Consider the following 17,686-nt stretch of genomic DNA (forward strand, 5'->3'; position numbering starts at 1 on the left):
CGAAGGTTTTTTTATTAATTATTTGATAAGATATTCTTTTCTCTCTCAATTGCTGCACTCTCGTCAGGTTTCAAAACTATACCTTTAATCTTAATTCTTTTTAATGGTTCTGTAGCGTTAGAAGTAATGGTTACAGTTTTAGAAAAACCACCTATTCGATTTGTATCGTACTTTACCTTAATTTCTCCCTTTTCACCCGGCATAACTGCTCCTTCAGGCTTCGTAGGTACAGTACATCCACAACTACCTTTTACTTTTTCTATTATCAAAGGAGCATTACCAACATTTGTAAATGTAAATACTCTATGGCCATCAGATCCTTTTTCAATTTTACCATAATCAATTACCTCTTCATCAAACTTAAATATTGGACCGTCTGCCACCACTGTTTCCTGGGCATTTAAACCCATTGAAAATACACTAAACAAGAATAATACTGCTAATTTTTTCATATTTTTTAATCTTTGAAGAAGGTAAAACTACTACTTTTTTTTTGTTTTTAAAATGTTTTACAATCAATCTGTATAGTCGTACATTTGCAATTCTTAAAAAGTAAAGAAAGCATACATGAATATTCCTGCAAAATACAACCCAAATGAAGTAGAACAGAAGTGGTATGACTACTGGATGAAGCACAATTTTTTTCATTCTGAACCGAATGAAAAAGAGGCTTATACCATTGTCATTCCTCCACCAAATGTTACAGGAGTTTTACACATGGGACACATGCTGAATAATACCATTCAAGATGTATTAATTCGTCGTGCACGTTTAAAAGGATATAACGCATGTTGGGTTCCAGGTACGGATCATGCTTCTATTGCCACAGAGGCAAAAGTAGTTGCAAAGTTAAAAGCAGAAGGTATTGAAAAGACGGATTTAACACGTGACGAGTTTTTAAAGCATGCTTGGGAATGGACGGAGAAACATGGAGGTATCATTTTAGAGCAGTTAAAAAAGTTGGGAGCATCATGTGATTGGGAGCGTACTGCCTTTACAATGGACGAGGTTCGCTCTGAATCTGTTATTCAAGTATTCATGGATTTGTATCAAAAAGGATTGATTTACCGTGGTTATCGCATGGTAAACTGGGATCCTGAGGCGCAAACTACGCTTTCTGATGAAGAAGTAATCTTTGAAGAAAAACCAGGTAATTTATACTACGTAAATTATAAAATTGAAGGAAGTGATGATGTATTAACCATTGCCACTACAAGACCTGAAACTATTTTAGGAGATACTGCAATTTGTATCAATCCGAATGATGAGCGTTTTACGCATTTAAAAGGCAAGAAGGCCATTGTGCCAATCGCGAATCGTGTGATTCCAATTATTGAAGATGAATATGTAGATGTAGAGTTTGGTACGGGATGTTTAAAAGTAACTCCTGCACACGATCAAAATGACAAAGTATTAGGTGATAAGCATAAATTAGAAGTGATTGACATCTTCAATGATGATGCTACACTAAATTCTTTTGGTATGCATTACCAAGGTAAAGATCGTTTTGTTGTACGTAAAGAAATAAGTGAAGAACTAAAAGAATTGGGTTGTTTGGTTAAGATTGAACAACACATGCATAAAGTGGGAACTTCAGAAAGAACAAAGGCAGTAATAGAGCCTAAAATTTCTGCACAGTGGTTCTTAAAAATGGAGGAAATTGTAAAACCGGCTTTAAAGGCTGTGTTAGAAGATGAAGAAATCAAGTTTTTCCCTAAGCATTATAACAACACTTACCGTCATTGGTTAGAAAATATTCGTGATTGGAATATTTCACGTCAATTGTATTGGGGACACCAAATTCCTGCCTATTTCTATGCAGATGGTGTAGAAGATTTTGTAATTGCAAAATCTGTAGAAGAAGCATTAGAATTAGCAAAAGAAAAATCTGGAAATACAGGATTAACTGTTTCAGATTTAAAACAAGATGAGGATGTATTGGATACATGGTTCTCGTCTTGGTTATGGCCAATTTCTTTGTTCGATGGGGTGCGTAATCCTGGAAACGAAGAAATCAACTATTACTATCCAACCAATGATTTAGTTACCGGACCAGATATTATTTTCTTCTGGGTAGCGCGTATGATTTTTGCTGGATATGAGTTTATGGATGAGAAGCCATATACCAATGTGTACTTTACTGGAATTGTAAGAGACAAGCAGCGTAGAAAAATGTCTAAGTCATTAGGTAATTCTCCAGATCCGATCGATTTAATGAAACAATACGGTGCAGATGGTGTTCGTGTAGGTTTGTTATTGAGCTCTGCTGCTGGTAACGATTTATTGTTTGATGAAGAATTATGTGCTCAAGGTAGAAATTTCTCTAATAAAATTTGGAACTCGTTTAGATTGGTTCAAGGTTGGGAAGTTTCAGATAGTATTGAGCAACCAGCATCTTCAAAAGTAGCTATTGAATGGTATCAATCTAAGTTTAATGCAGTATTAAAAGAAATTGAAGCATCGTTTGAGCAATACAGAATAAGCGAAGCCCTAATGAGCATTTATAAATTGGTTTGGGATGATTTCTCTTCTTGGTTCTTAGAAATGGTAAAACCTGGGTACCAACAACCAATTGATAGGGCTACTTATGATAGTGTTATTGGATTCTTTGAAAATAATTTAAAAGTATTGCACCCATACATGCCTTTCTTAACGGAAGAGATTTGGCAATACATTTCAGATAGAACACCAGAAGAAGCATTGATTATTGCAGAATATCCTGAAGTTGGGGTTGTGAATGAAGCAATTATTAAAGAGTTTGAGTTTGCTACAGATGTAATTGCTGGAATTAGAACAATAAGAAAAGATAAAAATATTGCCTTTAAAAACACAATTGACGTATCTGTTTTAAATAATGAGAATAACGGAACTCAGTTTGATAGTGTGATTGCTAAAATGGGTAATGTTGCTCAATTAAATTATGTGGAGGCTAAGGTTGATGGTGCATTGAGTTTTAGAGTAAAATCTAATGAATACTTTATTCCTGCCGGAGATGATGTGGATATTGAGGCGGAAAAAGCAAAGATTCAAGAAGAATTAGGTTATACAGAAGGCTTTTTGAAATCGGTTCAAAAGAAATTATCTAATGATCGATTTGTGAATAATGCCCCAGAACAAGTAGTAGCAAACGAAAAGAAAAAAGAAGCAGATGCACTTGCTAAGATTGAAACGCTAAAAGCGAGTTTAGCCTCTTTAGGATAACAAATTACATTCCCGCTTTTAGCGGGAATTTTTATATTAATAAATTTCGTCAATCTGAACTTGTTTCAGATTCGGATTGTAACTTATATATTATTATGTTACTTAATTGATTGGATTGAAACGCATACAAACTAAAGATGCTTCGAGTTTCTCTTTAATTATTGAGCTTCTATCATTTTCTTTAGTTGAACATTAACTAATTTCCCAAAAGTTCTACTTATTTTATACATTCTTTCCGTTACCTCTGGTTTGGGTTTAAATATAAATTCACCCGTATCGTTAATAGGTGAGATTACATCATTTTTTGTAAGAAGATCATCTATTTCTGTTATGGTGTAAATATCTTTTAAAATTGCTTTAATACCAATTAAATATGGTGAATAATCTATTTTAGATTTATACTCTTCCCATTGTGCTGTACTAATATTAGTACTTTGACTTGCTAATTGATCTATGTAATTGTTAACAAATGCTTTAACGTCGTTTTCAACACCCATTTTTTCTATAAATATATCGTATTTATCTTGTGAATAACTTTGATTAAATACTGTAAAGAATAAGGCTATTAAATATATTTTTTTCATTTGAAAGTATTTTTTAATTAATTTCTTTGTTTTTCAACTTTTCAAAAGCTATTGCGTTTAAAAAGAAAGTATGGTTCTCTAATTATTGTAAATGTCCCTTTAAATCCTCTCATATGAAGATCAAATTTTTTGAGTATATCATTAATAAATTCTTTTTGCGATCTTTTTAATAATCCTTTATCTAAAAAAAACTGAATATCTCTTCTTGGGTTATCCGATATCTGTTCTAAACAACAATAACTCTGCAAAAAAGAATGTGAACTTTCCCTTGGATGCACTTCTTCAATATAAATTGCTGATTTATATATACTATAATAGATTAATCCTATTTCATTTTTTTGTACAGCCAAAAGATTAAAATCGTTACTACTTATCTTATTAATAAAAGCATATGGTAAAAAATAATATCTCAGATAATTCATGTATTTCAAACGAGAATTATTTGAACTATATCCATCTTCTAAACAGGCCTTGAAATCCTTACCAATTTGTTCTTTTTCAAAAACTTTAAACAAGTTGTATTTTACAAGCCGTTCAGTATTATAATTGTTTAAGCGTTCTATTTGCTGTTCATTCATAATTGTCTAATAAAGTTTAAGGATGAAACCTAATTTTTTAATCAAAATTTAGGGTGTCAATTTGCGATCAGTTATAAGGTAATAGCTATCTGTGTAAATAAAAAAAGCCGAATATTTTCATATTCGACCAAAGATATTCTAACTCAAATAAAAATCTAGTTGAGTCATATTTTTAAAGCCTTAAGCTACATTCTCTGCTTGTACTTGAACTATTTCTGCCTTAGCAGAGAGTCCACATCCTTTTGAGGATTTACAAGAACTCACTAATGCTAGCGTAAAAAGAGCGATACAAATAATGGCTAATTTTTTCATGATATAAGGGTTTTAATTGCTCAAATATATATTTTTTTAATTAATTGTTCTACATCAACTGTTGATTGAATAACGTTTAATTGTAGCAGTTTATTTTGAATTGTGTTTATTAAGGTTTTAGAAATTCGTTTTCCTTGATTCCATTCTGTAATGGACAGCCATAACTCGACATCTATTGGTTCAAGTTGATAAGTTTCTTTAAATGTGTTGAGATAACGCATTTTTTTAGCATGGGTAGAAAACTTTTCTAAGCGTTTGTTTATGATTTGTAATACTTTTTGAATTGCTTGTTCATTGTTTTCTAAAACTTCGTTGCGAACTGCAATAACAAAACAAGGCCAAGGTGAGGGGCAGTCCGCTATATGTCTAAACGTACCATTATCTACAAGAGGTTTTGTGGTAAAATGCTCCCACATAAAATAATCTGCAGAATTGTTGCTTAATGCTTCAATACCTCCTTGCAAATCGCCAACAACCTCATATTTCAGGTTTTTGGGATTCCAGCCTTGATTCATGGCGTTTACGATAGCTAGAAGGTGCGAACCTGAATCATAACGACTGATGGCCACTTTTCCGTTTTCTAGATCTGCTAAGGTTTGGTGTTTAGATTTTGCATCTACATGTATACCCCATAAAAGAGGAGAATTAACATAGGTTTGTACAATTTTAGAAGGATTGCCATTAATTATATCTTTAATGATACCTTCTGTTAAAAGAACAGCTATATCCAACTCCGAAGAACGTAAAGCCTTACACATAGCTCCAGTACCACCAGGAAAGTCAGTCCACTGCAAATCGATACCTGCATTTTTAAATTCACTATTACCTATAGATAGATGCCAAGGTAAGTTAAAATGTTCTGGAACTCCGCCTATGCGTAATGTTGTCATACTAAATATTCACTAACTTATTGAGGGTGTACTCAATTAAATTTTCTACAGTTTGATATGGATTTTCACTAAAATTACCTGTTGCTCTATTGGCTATAATGGCATTCATAGAGAGTGCTTCGTGACCTAAAAGCTTTGCCAATCCATAAATTGCAGAAGTTTCCATCTCTAGATTGGTTACTCGTACACCTTTATAATTGAATTTATCAATCTTGTTATTTAAATCTGCATCTTGTAAATCTAAACGTAACACACGCCCTTGTGGTCCATAAAACCCAGGGGCAGTAGCTGTAAATCCTTCAAATATATTTTCTCCTTTAAGAGCGCTAGCAATAAAGGAACTACCTTCAATAATATAAGGTCTAGCTTTGTGCTCATGCCAGTTGGTTTGAGCTATAAAGGCATCTTCTAATTCTTGATTGAATATAGGTTTTGCTTGGTATGAATGCATTAAACCATCTAGGCCTAATCCGTATTTACCCATTATAAAACTATCAACAGGAATGTCTGCTTGCAAAGAACCAGAGGTCCCAATTCGTACAATATTTAAAGAAGTTAAATTTTGTTTAACCGTTCGTTCTTTTAAATCAATATTTACTAAGGCATCTAATTCATTTAAAACAATATCTATATTGTCTGGTCCTATACCTGTAGAGATAACCGTTAACCTTTTACCTTTAAAAGTACCTGTAATGGTTCTAAATTCTCTTTTTTGAATGTCGATTTCTATAGAGTCAAAATGCTTTGAAACTTTGGGAACACGATTCTGATCACCTACAAAAATGATGGTATCACTTATGTGTTCTGGTTTTAAATTCAAATGATAAATACTCCCATCTGGATTTAATATTAATTCTGATGCTGCAATTTTTTTCATCCGCCTACACGTTTTACTTTAAAACCAACAGATTTTAAATACGTCATGATTTTATCTCTGTAATCTCCTTGTATAATAATAGTTTCGTTTTTGAAGCTACCACCAACACTTAGTGATTTTTTGAGATCTTTAGCCAATTTTTTAAAATCTTGTGTAGCTCCAGTATACCCTTCGATCAAAGTAATTGGTTTCCCTTTTCGTTTTTCGTACTTACAAATTAAAGGTTCCTCTTGAACCCAAAGCATATCATCTTCAGAAGCAACTTCATCGGTTGACTCTTCTGGAGTGTGATCTGGAAATAGATTTTTTAATTGGTCCTTTAAATCCATCGGTTTAGTTACTTCTGTTTCATTTATTTTTTAATCAATCCTAAATCAATCAATCGTTCATGTAGATATTCTCCTGCAGTAATATCTTCAAATTGTTTTGGATTGTTTTCATCGATACAGCTCTCTAAAACATCTAATTTCATATCACTTACTGGGTGCATGAAAAACGGAATTGAGTAACGAGAAGTTTTCCATAATTCTCTTGGTGGATTTACTACTCGGTGAATTGTGGATTTCAATTTATTATTGGTATGACGCGATAACATATCACCAACATTAATCATTAATTCATTTGGCTGTGCTATGGCATCTATCCAAACCCCTTCGTGGTTTTGAACTTGTAGACCTTTACCTTGAGCACCCATTAACAGTGTAATTAAATTAATATCGCCATGTGCTGCTGCTCTTACGGCATCTTTAGGTTCATTTTCAATAGGAGGGTAGTGAATAGGGCGAAGAATTGAATTACCATTTTTAATATATTGATCAAAATAAGTTTCTTCTAATCCTAGGTGCAATGCCAGTGCTCTTAATACATATTGTGCCGTTTTTTCTAGCATTTTGTAGGTTTCTTTACCAACCTCATTAAATTTTGGTAATTCTGCTACATCTACATTTGCTGGATATTCTTCTTCTAATTTTGGGTTGTTTTCTACATACTGACCAAAGTGCCAGAATTCTTTTAAATCACCTTGCTTAAAACCTTTTGCCTTTTCTTTGCCAAATGAAGTGTAACCTCTTTGACCACCAATACCTTCTACTTCGTATTTGGCTTTTGTTGCTGTTGGTAAGTCAAAAAAGTTTTTGATTTCTGTATACAAATCCTCAATTAAATCATCACTTAAAAAGTGCCCACTTAAAGCTACAAATCCAATTTCTTCGTATGCCTTCCCAATTTGATTTACAAATTGCTGTTTTCTACTTGCATCTCCCGATATAAAATCGGCTAAACTAACACTTGGAATTCTATTCATAACATCTATTATTAATGTTCTAAAGTTACTATTTTATTTTCTACAGAACCTGTTTATTGTTTGTTATCAGGTTCTTCAGCCGTTTTTCTTTCTTTTTTGTACAACGGAATTGTATACGATAAGGTGTAGTTGAAACTAATACCAGTATTGTTTAAATATACGCGCTCAAATCCAGGAACATACATGTTTAAATAATTGTCTGGTTGTTTTTGGCTAAGCATCATTTTAAGGGCAATGCTTCCTCCCATATAAAAGTTATTTAATACCTCAACTTTAAGACCCATTACAAACTCTCCCCAATGTGCAGTTAAGCCGTCCTGCTCAATATTGGTCTCTATTACTTCCTCATCAAAATAAGTTCCGTAAAAATTAGGAGTATAATTGTGCAGCGTGGTGGCAAAGCTACTAAAGCCATAACGAACACCAACATAGACTTCATTATTCATACCGACCATGTTTTTGTATAAATTATAGTTGGCGCCAATTTTAATGTAGCTCCCTTTGGTAGTAAAGTCGTGATAATCTTCGTCAACAAACCTGTCTAAATATCCTAATTCTACGGCAGCATATATTTTTTGATTAATACGATAATCGGCAACCACTTCAAAAGCAGTAACATCTTCGTCTACAAAAGTGATAATTGGACGAACAATATCTAATCCAACGCGCAGTCCGTATTTGTCTTTAATTGGAGCTACAGAATCTGTTTCGATTTCCTGAGAAAAAGCAGAAAATCCAAATAAAATAAATAAACAACTAATGTAAAATCTTAACATGCTCTGTTTCATCGGTAACATTTTCATTGGTTATTTCTATTTGTTCAATCCAGTTGTTCGTAGCATCTTCAAACGTCAATGATTCAAAATCGTATTTAAATCCACAAGATCTAGACACAAAAACTTCTTTACGGGTATATAAGAAAGTTATATCGTCTTCTAAATCTTCTGAAGACAAATGGTATAAAGTCATATCATTATTTGGGTCTAATGGAATCGCAATAGAATCAGTAGTAACACCTGTATACAATTCTTCTCGACCGTCTGCCCAAACTGTGAGGTCAATTACATTTTTATAGATGTCTTGATTGTCTGAATCGTAAAATCTAATAACAAGATTAGGTGTGATTGGGTCTATACAAAAGTCGTCGCGCTGGCAAGCACTGATAACAACAATACCAAAGACCAATAAAAAGATTTTCTTCATGTTATATTTTTTCCAATAATACCACGTTCTCTACATGATGTGTTTGCGGAAACATATCTACCGCTTGCGTTTTTGCTATTTTATATTGATGTTTCATCAATGCTAAATCTCTTGCCTGCGTTGCAGAGTTACAGCTAACATACACAATTTTTTCAGGTGCAATTTCTAAAATTTTTGCAACTACATTTTTGTGCATCCCGTCTCTAGGAGGATCTGTTATGATCACTTCAGGTTGACCATGCGTATTGATAAAAGCATCATTAAAAACATCTTTCATATCTCCTGCAAAGAATTCAACGTTTTCGATTTGATTTAATTGTGCATTTATCTTGGCATCTTCAATAGCTTCTGGTACAGCTTCTACACCAATAACCTTTCCAGCTTTTTTTGCAACAAATTGAGCAATGGTTCCAGTTCCGGTATATAAATCATACACCAATTCATTTCCTCTTAAGCCTGCAAAATTACGTGTGATTTTATATAGTTCATAGGCCTGTGCAGAATTGGTTTGATAAAATGATTTTGCATTTATTTTAAAACGTAATCCTTCCATTTCTTCAAATATATGATCACGCCCTTTAAAGACCATTATTTCTTGATCGTAAATGGTATCGTTTCCTTTTTGATTGATTACATATTGTAGTGATGTAATTTCTGGGAACTCTTGATTAATCGCCTCAAGTAATTCCGTACGTTTTTCTTGATTGTCATCGTAAAACTGAATAACCAACATAATCTCACCTGTAGATACAATGCGTAACATCATTGTTCGCAACATACCTTCTTCTGCTCTAGGGTTGTAGAAAGAAATGTCATTGGCAATTGCATATTCCTTTATAAAGTTTCTAATAGCATTTGAAGGATCTTCTTGTAAGTGACATTTTTCAATATCTAAAATTTTGTCCCACATACCAGCTATATGAAAGCCCAGTGCGTTTTTATTGCTAATCTCTTGGTCAGAATTAATTTCTTTTGGTGTTAGCCATCTGTTACTAGAAAAAGAAAATTCCATTTTATTTCTATACATATACTGCTCTTTGCAGCCAAGTATAGGTGTAACCTCTGGTAATTCTAAATGCCCTATGCGAACCAAGTTGTTGGTAACTTCTTTTTCTTTGTAGAATAACTGGTCTTCGTAATTCATGTGTTGCCATTTGCAACCACCACAATATTCAAAATGTTGACATTTGGGTGTAGTACGTTTATCTGAATATTTATGAAATTTAATAGCAGTACCCTCAAAGTATGCTTTTCGTTTTTTACCTGTTTGAATATCTACAACATCACCTGGTACGGTGTTGGTTAAAAAAATGACTCTACCATCTGGAGATTTGGCAATTGTTTTTCCTCTCGCACCAGCATCTACTACCTCAATTTCTTCAAAAATATAACGTTTCTTTTTTCGCGCCATAGCTGCAAAGGTACAGCTTTAAAACAAAAAAACATCCTGAATTTCGAACTATCGGCAGGATGTTTTTAGGTCTATTTACAGGCTTATTTTAGGCTGCTCATATATGCAACAATATCCGTTAAGTCGGCATCATTAATACCTTTAACCATGGTATCTATATTATTTTTCATGATAGTAACTTGAGAGGCATCAGTATCTACAATTGCTTCACTTTTACCTCTTAAAAAAGCAAATAAATCAGCACCAGCTTCATCGTATTTTACAGCGATATCTTTTACAGAGGGACCGATAATTTTACTTGTTTCGTTATGACAAGCAACACAACCTTTACTGCTAAATAAAGCTTTGCCATTGGCTATATCGCCAGCTGACTTTTCTTCTTTCTTTTCAACCGTTACTTCTTTTTTTACTTCTTTAGATTCTGTTGGAGCATCCTTTTTAGCTTCGCCACCGCAACTAGCAAATGTAAAAGCCAATGCACAGATCATTATAGTTATTTTTTTCATAATTCTATGTAGTTAATAATATGCCTCACAAATCTATTAAAAATAATTAGTGATTATAGTCTTTTAAAGTAAAATGGGTTTAATTTGTATTAATAATAAATTACATATGAGTTCTTTACGAATTATACTTTCCAATAAGCGTTATTTTGCACCTGCTTCAATTTTTGCCACACTAAATATACTTATGGGTACTTGGGCTATTTATATTCCAACAGTGAAGGGCACCCTTCAAATATCTGATGGTGATTTTGGTATTGCTTTGTTCTGTTTTGGTTTAGGAGTGTTGGTAATGGTTCTATTTGCCCCAAAACTTATCGAGAAATTAGAGGTTGGTAAAGCTACGTTTTATGCAGTCATAAGTTTATTTATTACGATGTTGTTGCCTATTTCGGCAAAGAGCTATACAGTTTTATGTGTGTCACTTTTTATGGCAGGGTTAAGTACAGGTTTTTTGGATATCGCCATGAATGCTTTAGTGAGTGCAATTGAAAAAATAGATGATATTCGAATTATGGCTGTTAATCATGGTTTCTTTAGTCTTGGAGGAATGATTGGTGCTGGTATTGGTATTTTACTGATGCAATACATACCATCTGGATTTTATCATATGTTGTTGGTAGCAATGTTACTTTTAGTGCTGCAATTGTTTATGATTAAGAGTTATTTCTCTGTAAAATCTGAATATGAAAAAGGAGTGAAGGTAGGATTAAAAGATCTAAAACCACTTATAGCGTTAATAGTAGTTGCTTTTTTTGTAATGGGTAGTGAAGGAGCTGTGGAACATTGGAGTGCTTTATATCTTGATAAAATTGTTAGGACTCCTGAGAAATTTTTGGGTATTGGTTTTACAATATTTTCGTTTACAATGGCCTTGTTTCGATTTTTTGGAGATAGCTTGAGTAAAAAAATTGGTTCATATAACTTGATGGTCTATGGATTAGTTGTTGCAATTTTTGGATTGCTTTTGGTTATATATGCAAGTTTAGTGACCACCATTTTTGGTTTTGCATTAATTGGTGTTGGATTTTCAGTCATTGTTCCAGAATTGTTTAGAATGGCATCCAATACTCCAAGTGTTTCTCCAGAAAAGGGAATTGCAATTATATCAGGCATTGGGTTCCTAGGATTTTTAATGTTTCCTTTTATTCTAGGTACTATTTCAGAAGTTTTTACACTTAAAGCGAGTTTTGTAGCCTTATTAGTTTGCAGTGTAATAGCATTTTTTATTGCACTATTTTTAAAATTGAAATAGTAAATCTTATTTAATGTAAATTTCTATAGTACTAGATGCGTTAAAATTCCCTTTTTGATAAAAAAATAATGTAACTTGCATGCACTTTATTGGGATGATTTCTCTCCGACCAAAACCCTGTGGAGGTAAAGAAGGAATTGTAGATTTTTAACTTAATAAATTGTGTAATGATGGTACAAGATATAGCATCATCTCAACAGGCGATCGACTTAGAAGATAAGTACGGTGCGCACAACTATCACCCACTTCCAGTTGTTCTTAGTAAAGGAGAAGGTGTTTACGTGTGGGACGTAGAAGGTAAACGTTATTTTGATTTTTTATCGGCTTATTCTGCAGTTAATCAAGGACATTGTCATCCTAGAATTATTGGTGCTTTGACTTCACAGGCAGAGCAATTGACTTTAACCTCAAGAGCATTTTATAACGATGTGCTTGGTAAATATGAGCAATATGTAACTCAATTTTTTGGGTTTGACAAAGTATTACCAATGAATACTGGTGCTGAAGCCGTAGAAACAGCTATTAAATTGGCAAGAAAGTGGGCTTATGAAGTAAAAGGTGTTGCTGAAAATGACGCCAAAATAATTGTTTGTAAAAATAATTTTCACGGCAGAACAACAACAATAATTTCATTTTCTAATGATCAAGATGCTCGTAAAAATTTTGGGCCTTATACCGATGGATTTATAAAAATTGAATACGATGATTTAAATGCTCTAGAGGCTACATTAAAATCTGATGATTCAATTGCAGGATTTTTAGTGGAGCCAATACAAGGCGAGGCAGGTGTTTATGTACCTTCAGAAGGCTACTTAAAAGCTGCTCAAGAATTGTGTAATAAATACAATGTATTATTTATAGCAGATGAGGTGCAGACAGGTGTTGCAAGAACAGGTAAATTATTGGCTGTTCAACATGAAGAAGTTCAACCAGATATTTTAATTCTTGGTAAAGCCTTGTCAGGTGGCGTATATCCAGTAAGTGCTGTATTGGCCAATAATGAAATAATGAATGTTATAAAACCGGGTCAGCATGGTTCAACATTTGGAGGTAATCCAATTGCAGGAGCTGTTGCTATTGCTGCTTTAGAAGTTGTGAAAGAAGAAAATCTTGCAGAAAAAGCGGCATATTTAGGAGCAATTTTTAGAAAAGAATTAAGTGAATTTGCTGAAACGAATGATCTAGTAACATTGGTTAGAGGTAAAGGTTTGTTAAATGCAATTGTTATTAATGACACTGAGGATAGTTCAACTGCTTGGGATATTTGCATGAAATTAAGAGATAATGGTTTGCTGGCTAAACCAACGCATGGTAATATTATTCGATTTGCACCTCCTTTGGTGATGACAGAAGAACAGTTGTACGAATGTATAGAAATTATAAAGAAGACTATAAGTTCTTTTTAAATTAAAAACTCCTGAGAATTCAGGAGTTTTTTTATGGATTATCTGTAAAATGTTTACGTTGTTTGTCTGCTGTAAATCGTTCTTTATTGTAAATTTTTGAAGCATTTTTTGGGATAGATAAACTCTTCCAATCAGCCTCTTTGATTGTTTTTCCAATATGAACTATTTGCCCTATGTGATAAGAATAATGGCATAGCTGTCTATTAATAGCCTCCAATACTGTATGTCCTTCATTTCTAATATATACGATATGTATTAAGTCTACTTTATCAACCTCGTTGAGCGCGTTAAATAAGCAGTTCCATCCATTTTCCCAGGCTTGTAACATTGCTTCTTTAGAAGTAAAAGCTCCTTCAAACTCTGTATCTCTGTGGCGCCATTCTTTTTCTCCATCTTCGGTAAGAAAATTAGTCCATCTCGAGAGTTGATTTCCTACAATATGTTTTACAATTATAGAAATACTATTTACATCTTCAGAAGGCGAGTACAATAACTCTTGTTCAGAAAGTTGCTCAAAAGTGGCATCGCCTAGGTTTTTATAATAATGAAACTGGCGATTGATACTTTTTAAATAATTAATTTTCATCTTCTTGTTTAACAAAGCGAATTGATGTTGAATTTACACAGTATCGTTTACCAGTGGTATCTCTTGGGCCATCATCAAACACATGTCCTAAATGGCCATCGCAAGCGGTACATGTTATTTCTGTTCTAATCATTCCGTGTGTTCTATCTACAGTATAAGAAACGGTGCCTTCTATGGCATCGTCAAACGAAGGCCAACCGCAATGACTTTGGTATTTGGTACCAGATTCAAACAATTGAGTATCACAAGCGGCACAAACATAAGTGCCTTTTTCAAAATGATTGGTATACCCATAATTTCCAGGTCTATCAGTACCTTTTTCTCTAAGAATATAATACTGCTCCGGAGTTAATAATTCTTTCCACTCTGCTTCTGTTTTCTTTTTTAAATCCACTTTTGATGTTTTTGAGGTTGATATTTTAGTAGTTTTAGACTCTTGTGCATTGGTTGAGCAGCTAAAAACAATACTTAATAAAATTATAATATGAAAAATTTTCATAGGGCTCTAACTGATTAAAAATACTGCTTTTTTTGACGCCATTGTTAAATCTGACTTACAGCCAAAACAAATAGTTTTGCCTTTATTTTAGGATTCGTTACTTTTATACGAATTACAATTCAATAAATTCAGGAACTAACTTTCTAATCATTCAACCAATCTTATGTTACAAAAAGGCGATAAAAAACTCATAAATGCTTGGGCATTTTATGATTGGGCAAATTCGGTATATTCTTTAGTAATTAGTACTGCAGTTTTCCCTATTTATTATACAGGTGTTACGGAGTCTTTTGCAAATGTTGAAGGTGATATTTCGTTTTTAGGTACACAATGGAATCCAACTACATTGTATGATTATACCTTAGCTTTTTCATTTTTAATTGTAGCATTTCTATCGCCAATTTTATCTGGTATAGCAGATTATGTAGGCAATAAATTGAAATTTTTAAAGCGATTTTGCCTTTTAGGTTCTTTGTCTGTTATGAGTTTGTATTTTTTTGAAGGAGAACAAACATTATGGGTTGGACTTCTTTTTACAGTTTTGGCTAGTATAGGTTTTTGGGGAAGTATTGTGTTTTACAATGCCTATTTACCAGAGGTGGCATATCCAGAAGACCAAGATAGAGTGAGTGCCAAAGGATTTATGCATGGGTATGTTGGTTCAATTATTCTATTGATTTTATGTTTGGTTTTGGTTGAGATGCATGAGACTTTTGGTATAGCTTCAAAAGGCTTTGCCACGCGATTGTCTTTTATTTTAGTTGGACTATGGTGGTTAGGTTTTGCACAGATTACTTATAGGAGATTACCAGTTTCTACAAAAAAAGAAAAGCTAGCTAAAGAAGTGTTTTGGAATGGTTTAAAAGAGCTTAAAAAGGTACTAAATGAATTAAAAGATTATCCATCGCTTAAAATATTCTTGATTTCCTTTTTTATGTTTAGTGTTGGAGTGCAAACTATAATACTAATGGCGGGGATATTTGGAAGTAAAGAATTACAATTACCTACTTCAGATCTTATTTTGGTAATACTTTTGGTGCAGGTTGTAGCAATATTTGGCGCTTATATTTTCTCAAGACTATCTTCTAAATATGGAAATATTAAAGCGCTAAAACTTACCATTATTATTTGGGGCTTAGTCTGTTTGATAGCCTTTATATTAGATAAATCTCAGCCTAATGTTCATTATTATTTTTATGGTTTAGGGGCCTTAATTGGTTTGGTGTTAGGCGCAATACAATCTTTATCTAGATCTACTTATTCAAAATTGTTACCAGAAACCGACGATCATGCCACTTATTTTAGCTTTTATGATGTTACAGAAAAACTAGCAATCGTGTTTGGTATGTTTATTTTTGGATTGTTAATCGCACTCACTGGTTCAATGCAGTATAGCGTATTATTTTTAGCTATTTTCTTTGTCCTATCTTTCATTATTTTAAGTTTTATGAAAAAAACCAAGCATGTGCAATAAGTTTGACTATATAATTGTTGGAGGAGGTATTGTTGGAGCAGCTACTGCCTATAAATTGCAATTGAAGTTTAAAGACAAATCAATTGCCATTCTTGAGAAAGAATCAGAACTAGCCATGCATCAAACAGGGCGAAATTCTGGAGTAATTCATTCTGGAATTTACTATACACCTAATTCTTATAAAGCTCGAAATTGTAAAAATGGTAGAGATCAATTGGTCAACTTTGTAAAAGAGCATCAAATTAAACATGATATTTGCGGAAAAGTAATTGTTGCTACCACAAAAGAAGAGGTGATTGTTTTAGATGCTATTTTTCAAAAAGGTATAGAAAATGGTACTCCTGGTATAAGGTTTCTAAATTCAGAAGAGATTAAAGAAAAAGAACCTTTTATAGAGGGTGTTAAAGCCATTTGGGTGCCCAGTGCTGGTATTGTTGATTTTGTGGGTGTAACTAAAAAATTTGCTGAACTAATTACAGAGCTTCAACCAAAAAGTAACGTGTTTACAAATTGTAAAGTTTTAGATCTATATGGTTCAAAATTAGAAACGACTCTAGGTACTTTTACAGCTGAAAAAATAATTGTGTGTGGTGGACTTTTTGCAGATCGTTTGGCAACCAAAGGAGGGGCAAATTTGGATTTGCAGATTGTAGGTTTTAGAGGTGATTATTACAAATTAACAGAGCAAGCTAAGCATAAAGTAAAGAACCTAATTTATCCAACACCAGACCCTAAATTTCCATTTTTGGGAGTGCACTTTACACCAATGGTAAATAGTGATATAGAGTGTGGTCCAAATGCTGTTTTTTCGTTTAAAAGAGAAGGGTATAAAAATACCAGCTTTCTTTTGAAAGATACATTTCAAGCATTGACTTATAAAGGAACACTCAAATTGTTTTCTAAGCATTGGAGAAAAGGCTTAGAAGAATATAGACGCGCTTTTTCAAAGCGACTATTTGTAAAAGAGCTGCAACGTATGATGCCTTCTATAACAATGAATGATGTAACCTATGCCCGAGCAGGAGTCAGGGCTCAGGCCTTAAATAGTAAGGGTGATTTGGTAGATGATTTTAAGATTATAACTTTAGGAAATCAAATTCATGTATTAAACGCACCATCTCCTGCAGCTACAAGTTGTATGGCAATTGCGGATGAGATAGTTAATCAAATCTAATGAACTGGTACCAAAAAGAAATTACATTACCTGCTCATAAGAGAGGTTTTCACCTAATTACTAATTTAGTTTTAGAAGCTATTCCAGAAATTCGGAACCTGGAGATTGGTGCGCTTCATGTCTTTATAAAACATACCTCAGCAAGTTTAACTATAAATGAAAATGCGGACTCTACAGTTCGTGTTGATTTTGAATCACATTTTAATGAAATGGTACCCGAGAATCAGCCCTATTATATTCACACCTATGAAGGGCCTGATGATATGCCTGCGCATATTAAAGCTTCTTTACTCGGTAGTAGTGTAAGTGTACCCATAACGAAAGGTCAGCTTAATTTAGGAATTTGGCAAGGTATTTATCTCTGTGAACATCGTGATTATGGCGTAAATAGAAGTATAGTAATTACTGTATCGGGTAGATAGAATCACTA

General features: G+C 33.3%; 20 protein-coding genes. 6 read left to right on the top strand and 14 right to left on the bottom strand.

Annotation, left to right across the window (positions count from 1 at the left end; all coding sequences use genetic code 11):
* Positions 1 to 14: 14 nt before the first annotated feature.
* Complete coding sequence (locus ACYQ5R_RS12135) at positions 15 to 452, bottom strand: DUF1573 domain-containing protein (protein WP_460191224.1); 438 nt, start codon at positions 450 to 452, stop codon at positions 15 to 17.
* Between the two features lie 115 nt (positions 453 to 567).
* Between ACYQ5R_RS12135 and ACYQ5R_RS12140 the strand changes: the two genes are divergently transcribed.
* Entirely contained in the window at positions 568 to 3,201 is a 2,634-nt protein-coding gene (locus tag ACYQ5R_RS12140) for a valine--tRNA ligase (RefSeq protein ID WP_460191225.1), read from the top strand.
* A gap of 158 nt (positions 3,202 to 3,359) precedes the next feature.
* Here the strand turns inward: ACYQ5R_RS12140 and ACYQ5R_RS12145 are convergent, their stop codons facing one another.
* From ACYQ5R_RS12145 to ACYQ5R_RS12195, 11 genes are all read right to left on the bottom strand, one after another.
* A complete protein-coding gene (locus ACYQ5R_RS12145) occupies positions 3,360 to 3,785 on the bottom strand; it encodes a hypothetical protein (protein WP_460191226.1) in 426 nt (141 codons plus the stop codon).
* Between the two features lie 41 nt (positions 3,786 to 3,826).
* Positions 3,827 to 4,363, bottom strand: a complete 537-nt coding sequence (locus ACYQ5R_RS12150; RefSeq protein WP_460191227.1) for a hypothetical protein — start codon at positions 4,361 to 4,363, stop codon at positions 3,827 to 3,829.
* A gap of 180 nt (positions 4,364 to 4,543) precedes the next feature.
* Positions 4,544 to 4,675, bottom strand: coding sequence for a hypothetical protein (locus ACYQ5R_RS12155; protein ID WP_460191228.1), 132 nt, complete (start codon positions 4,673 to 4,675; stop codon positions 4,544 to 4,546).
* A 20-nt stretch (positions 4,676 to 4,695) separates the two neighbouring features.
* Complete coding sequence (locus ACYQ5R_RS12160; protein WP_460191229.1) at positions 4,696 to 5,565, bottom strand: substrate-binding domain-containing protein; 870 nt, start codon at positions 5,563 to 5,565, stop codon at positions 4,696 to 4,698.
* Between the two features lies 1 nt (position 5,566).
* On the bottom strand, positions 5,567 to 6,442 hold the full coding sequence (locus ACYQ5R_RS12165; protein WP_460191230.1) for a nucleoside phosphorylase: 876 nt from the start codon (positions 6,440 to 6,442) through the stop codon (positions 5,567 to 5,569).
* On the bottom strand, positions 6,439 to 6,771 hold the full coding sequence (locus ACYQ5R_RS12170) for a translation initiation factor (protein ID WP_460191231.1): 333 nt from the start codon (positions 6,769 to 6,771) through the stop codon (positions 6,439 to 6,441). Before ACYQ5R_RS12170 ends, ACYQ5R_RS12165 begins: the two co-directional genes overlap by 4 nt.
* 23 nt (positions 6,772 to 6,794) lie before the next feature.
* Entirely contained in the window at positions 6,795 to 7,745 is a 951-nt protein-coding gene (locus ACYQ5R_RS12175; protein ID WP_460191232.1) for an isopenicillin N synthase family dioxygenase, read from the bottom strand.
* 53 nt (positions 7,746 to 7,798) lie between these two features.
* Positions 7,799 to 8,533, bottom strand: coding sequence for a DUF6048 family protein (locus ACYQ5R_RS12180; protein WP_460191233.1), 735 nt, complete (start codon positions 8,531 to 8,533; stop codon positions 7,799 to 7,801).
* Entirely contained in the window at positions 8,502 to 8,948 is a 447-nt protein-coding gene (locus tag ACYQ5R_RS12185) for a DUF6452 family protein (protein ID WP_460191234.1), read from the bottom strand. Before ACYQ5R_RS12185 ends, ACYQ5R_RS12180 begins: the two co-directional genes overlap by 32 nt.
* A gap of 1 nt (position 8,949) precedes the next feature.
* Complete coding sequence (rlmD, locus tag ACYQ5R_RS12190; RefSeq protein WP_460191235.1) at positions 8,950 to 10,359, bottom strand: 23S rRNA (uracil(1939)-C(5))-methyltransferase RlmD; 1,410 nt, start codon at positions 10,357 to 10,359, stop codon at positions 8,950 to 8,952.
* An 83-nt stretch (positions 10,360 to 10,442) separates the two neighbouring features.
* Entirely contained in the window at positions 10,443 to 10,865 is a 423-nt protein-coding gene (locus tag ACYQ5R_RS12195; RefSeq protein WP_460191236.1) for a c-type cytochrome, read from the bottom strand.
* 106 nt (positions 10,866 to 10,971) lie between these two features.
* Here ACYQ5R_RS12195 and ACYQ5R_RS12200 point away from each other — a divergent pair, with 106 nt between their 5' ends.
* Positions 10,972 to 12,117 carry an MFS transporter gene (locus tag ACYQ5R_RS12200; RefSeq protein ID WP_460191237.1) on the top strand — a complete coding sequence of 382 codons (1,146 nt, stop codon included), beginning with the start codon at positions 10,972 to 10,974 and terminating at the stop codon, positions 12,115 to 12,117.
* Between the two features lie 167 nt (positions 12,118 to 12,284).
* Positions 12,285 to 13,523 (top strand): ornithine--oxo-acid transaminase, encoded by a 1,239-nt coding sequence (rocD, locus tag ACYQ5R_RS12205; protein WP_460191238.1) that lies wholly within the window; start codon positions 12,285 to 12,287, stop codon positions 13,521 to 13,523.
* Positions 13,524 to 13,554: 31 nt separating this feature from the next.
* On the opposite strand, the gene ACYQ5R_RS12210 is transcribed toward rocD, so the two are convergent.
* Complete coding sequence (locus ACYQ5R_RS12210; protein ID WP_460191239.1) at positions 13,555 to 14,109, bottom strand: DUF1572 family protein; 555 nt, start codon at positions 14,107 to 14,109, stop codon at positions 13,555 to 13,557.
* Entirely contained in the window at positions 14,099 to 14,608 is a 510-nt protein-coding gene (gene msrB, locus ACYQ5R_RS12215) for a peptide-methionine (R)-S-oxide reductase MsrB (protein WP_460191240.1), read from the bottom strand. The genes ACYQ5R_RS12210 and msrB overlap by 11 nt, the downstream gene beginning before the upstream one ends.
* Positions 14,609 to 14,771: 163 nt before the next feature.
* On the opposite strand from msrB, the gene ACYQ5R_RS12220 reads away from it, so the two are divergent.
* The 3 genes from ACYQ5R_RS12220 to ACYQ5R_RS12230 are packed head-to-tail and all read left to right on the top strand — an operon-like array spanning position 14,772 to position 17,678.
* On the top strand, positions 14,772 to 16,082 hold the full coding sequence (locus ACYQ5R_RS12220) for an MFS transporter (RefSeq protein ID WP_460191241.1): 1,311 nt from the start codon (positions 14,772 to 14,774) through the stop codon (positions 16,080 to 16,082).
* On the top strand, positions 16,072 to 17,256 hold the full coding sequence (gene lhgO, locus ACYQ5R_RS12225) for an L-2-hydroxyglutarate oxidase (RefSeq protein WP_460191242.1): 1,185 nt from the start codon (positions 16,072 to 16,074) through the stop codon (positions 17,254 to 17,256). The genes ACYQ5R_RS12220 and lhgO overlap by 11 nt, the downstream gene beginning before the upstream one ends.
* Positions 17,256 to 17,678, top strand: a complete 423-nt coding sequence (locus ACYQ5R_RS12230; protein ID WP_460191243.1) for a secondary thiamine-phosphate synthase enzyme YjbQ — start codon at positions 17,256 to 17,258, stop codon at positions 17,676 to 17,678. The genes lhgO and ACYQ5R_RS12230 overlap by 1 nt, the downstream gene beginning before the upstream one ends.
* Positions 17,679 to 17,686: the final 8 nt, after the last annotated feature.

The organism is Urechidicola sp. KH5 (genome assembly GCF_054661455.1).

What these genes read in the sequence shown, in the direction of transcription:
- msrB (WP_460191240.1), bottom strand. Translation starts at nt 14,608, where the DNA reads ATGAAAATTTTTCATATTATAATTTTATTAAGTATTGTTTTTAGCTGC.
- ACYQ5R_RS12145 (WP_460191226.1), bottom strand. Translation starts at nt 3,785, where the DNA reads ATGAAAAAAATATATTTAATAGCCTTATTCTTTACAGTATTTAATCAA.
- rlmD (WP_460191235.1), bottom strand. Translation starts at nt 10,359, where the DNA reads ATGGCGCGAAAAAAGAAACGTTATATTTTTGAAGAAATTGAGGTAGTA.
- ACYQ5R_RS12200 (WP_460191237.1), top strand. Translation starts at nt 10,972, where the DNA reads ATGAGTTCTTTACGAATTATACTTTCCAATAAGCGTTATTTTGCACCT.
- rocD (WP_460191238.1), top strand. Translation starts at nt 12,285, where the DNA reads ATGATGGTACAAGATATAGCATCATCTCAACAGGCGATCGACTTAGAA.
- ACYQ5R_RS12165 (WP_460191230.1), bottom strand. Translation starts at nt 6,442, where the DNA reads ATGAAAAAAATTGCAGCATCAGAATTAATATTAAATCCAGATGGGAGT.
- ACYQ5R_RS12195 (WP_460191236.1), bottom strand. Translation starts at nt 10,865, where the DNA reads ATGAAAAAAATAACTATAATGATCTGTGCATTGGCTTTTACATTTGCT.
- ACYQ5R_RS12210 (WP_460191239.1), bottom strand. Translation starts at nt 14,109, where the DNA reads ATGAAAATTAATTATTTAAAAAGTATCAATCGCCAGTTTCATTATTAT.
- ACYQ5R_RS12170 (WP_460191231.1), bottom strand. Translation starts at nt 6,771, where the DNA reads ATGGATTTAAAGGACCAATTAAAAAATCTATTTCCAGATCACACTCCA.
- ACYQ5R_RS12150 (WP_460191227.1), bottom strand. Translation starts at nt 4,363, where the DNA reads ATGAATGAACAGCAAATAGAACGCTTAAACAATTATAATACTGAACGG.
- ACYQ5R_RS12160 (WP_460191229.1), bottom strand. Translation starts at nt 5,565, where the DNA reads ATGACAACATTACGCATAGGCGGAGTTCCAGAACATTTTAACTTACCT.
- ACYQ5R_RS12180 (WP_460191233.1), bottom strand. Translation starts at nt 8,533, where the DNA reads ATGAAACAGAGCATGTTAAGATTTTACATTAGTTGTTTATTTATTTTA.
- lhgO (WP_460191242.1), top strand. Translation starts at nt 16,072, where the DNA reads ATGTGCAATAAGTTTGACTATATAATTGTTGGAGGAGGTATTGTTGGA.
- ACYQ5R_RS12135 (WP_460191224.1), bottom strand. Translation starts at nt 452, where the DNA reads ATGAAAAAATTAGCAGTATTATTCTTGTTTAGTGTATTTTCAATGGGT.
- ACYQ5R_RS12140 (WP_460191225.1), top strand. Translation starts at nt 568, where the DNA reads ATGAATATTCCTGCAAAATACAACCCAAATGAAGTAGAACAGAAGTGG.
- ACYQ5R_RS12185 (WP_460191234.1), bottom strand. Translation starts at nt 8,948, where the DNA reads ATGAAGAAAATCTTTTTATTGGTCTTTGGTATTGTTGTTATCAGTGCT.
- ACYQ5R_RS12220 (WP_460191241.1), top strand. Translation starts at nt 14,772, where the DNA reads ATGTTACAAAAAGGCGATAAAAAACTCATAAATGCTTGGGCATTTTAT.
- ACYQ5R_RS12155 (WP_460191228.1), bottom strand. Translation starts at nt 4,675, where the DNA reads ATGAAAAAATTAGCCATTATTTGTATCGCTCTTTTTACGCTAGCATTA.
- ACYQ5R_RS12230 (WP_460191243.1), top strand. Translation starts at nt 17,256, where the DNA reads ATGAACTGGTACCAAAAAGAAATTACATTACCTGCTCATAAGAGAGGT.
- ACYQ5R_RS12175 (WP_460191232.1), bottom strand. Translation starts at nt 7,745, where the DNA reads ATGAATAGAATTCCAAGTGTTAGTTTAGCCGATTTTATATCGGGAGAT.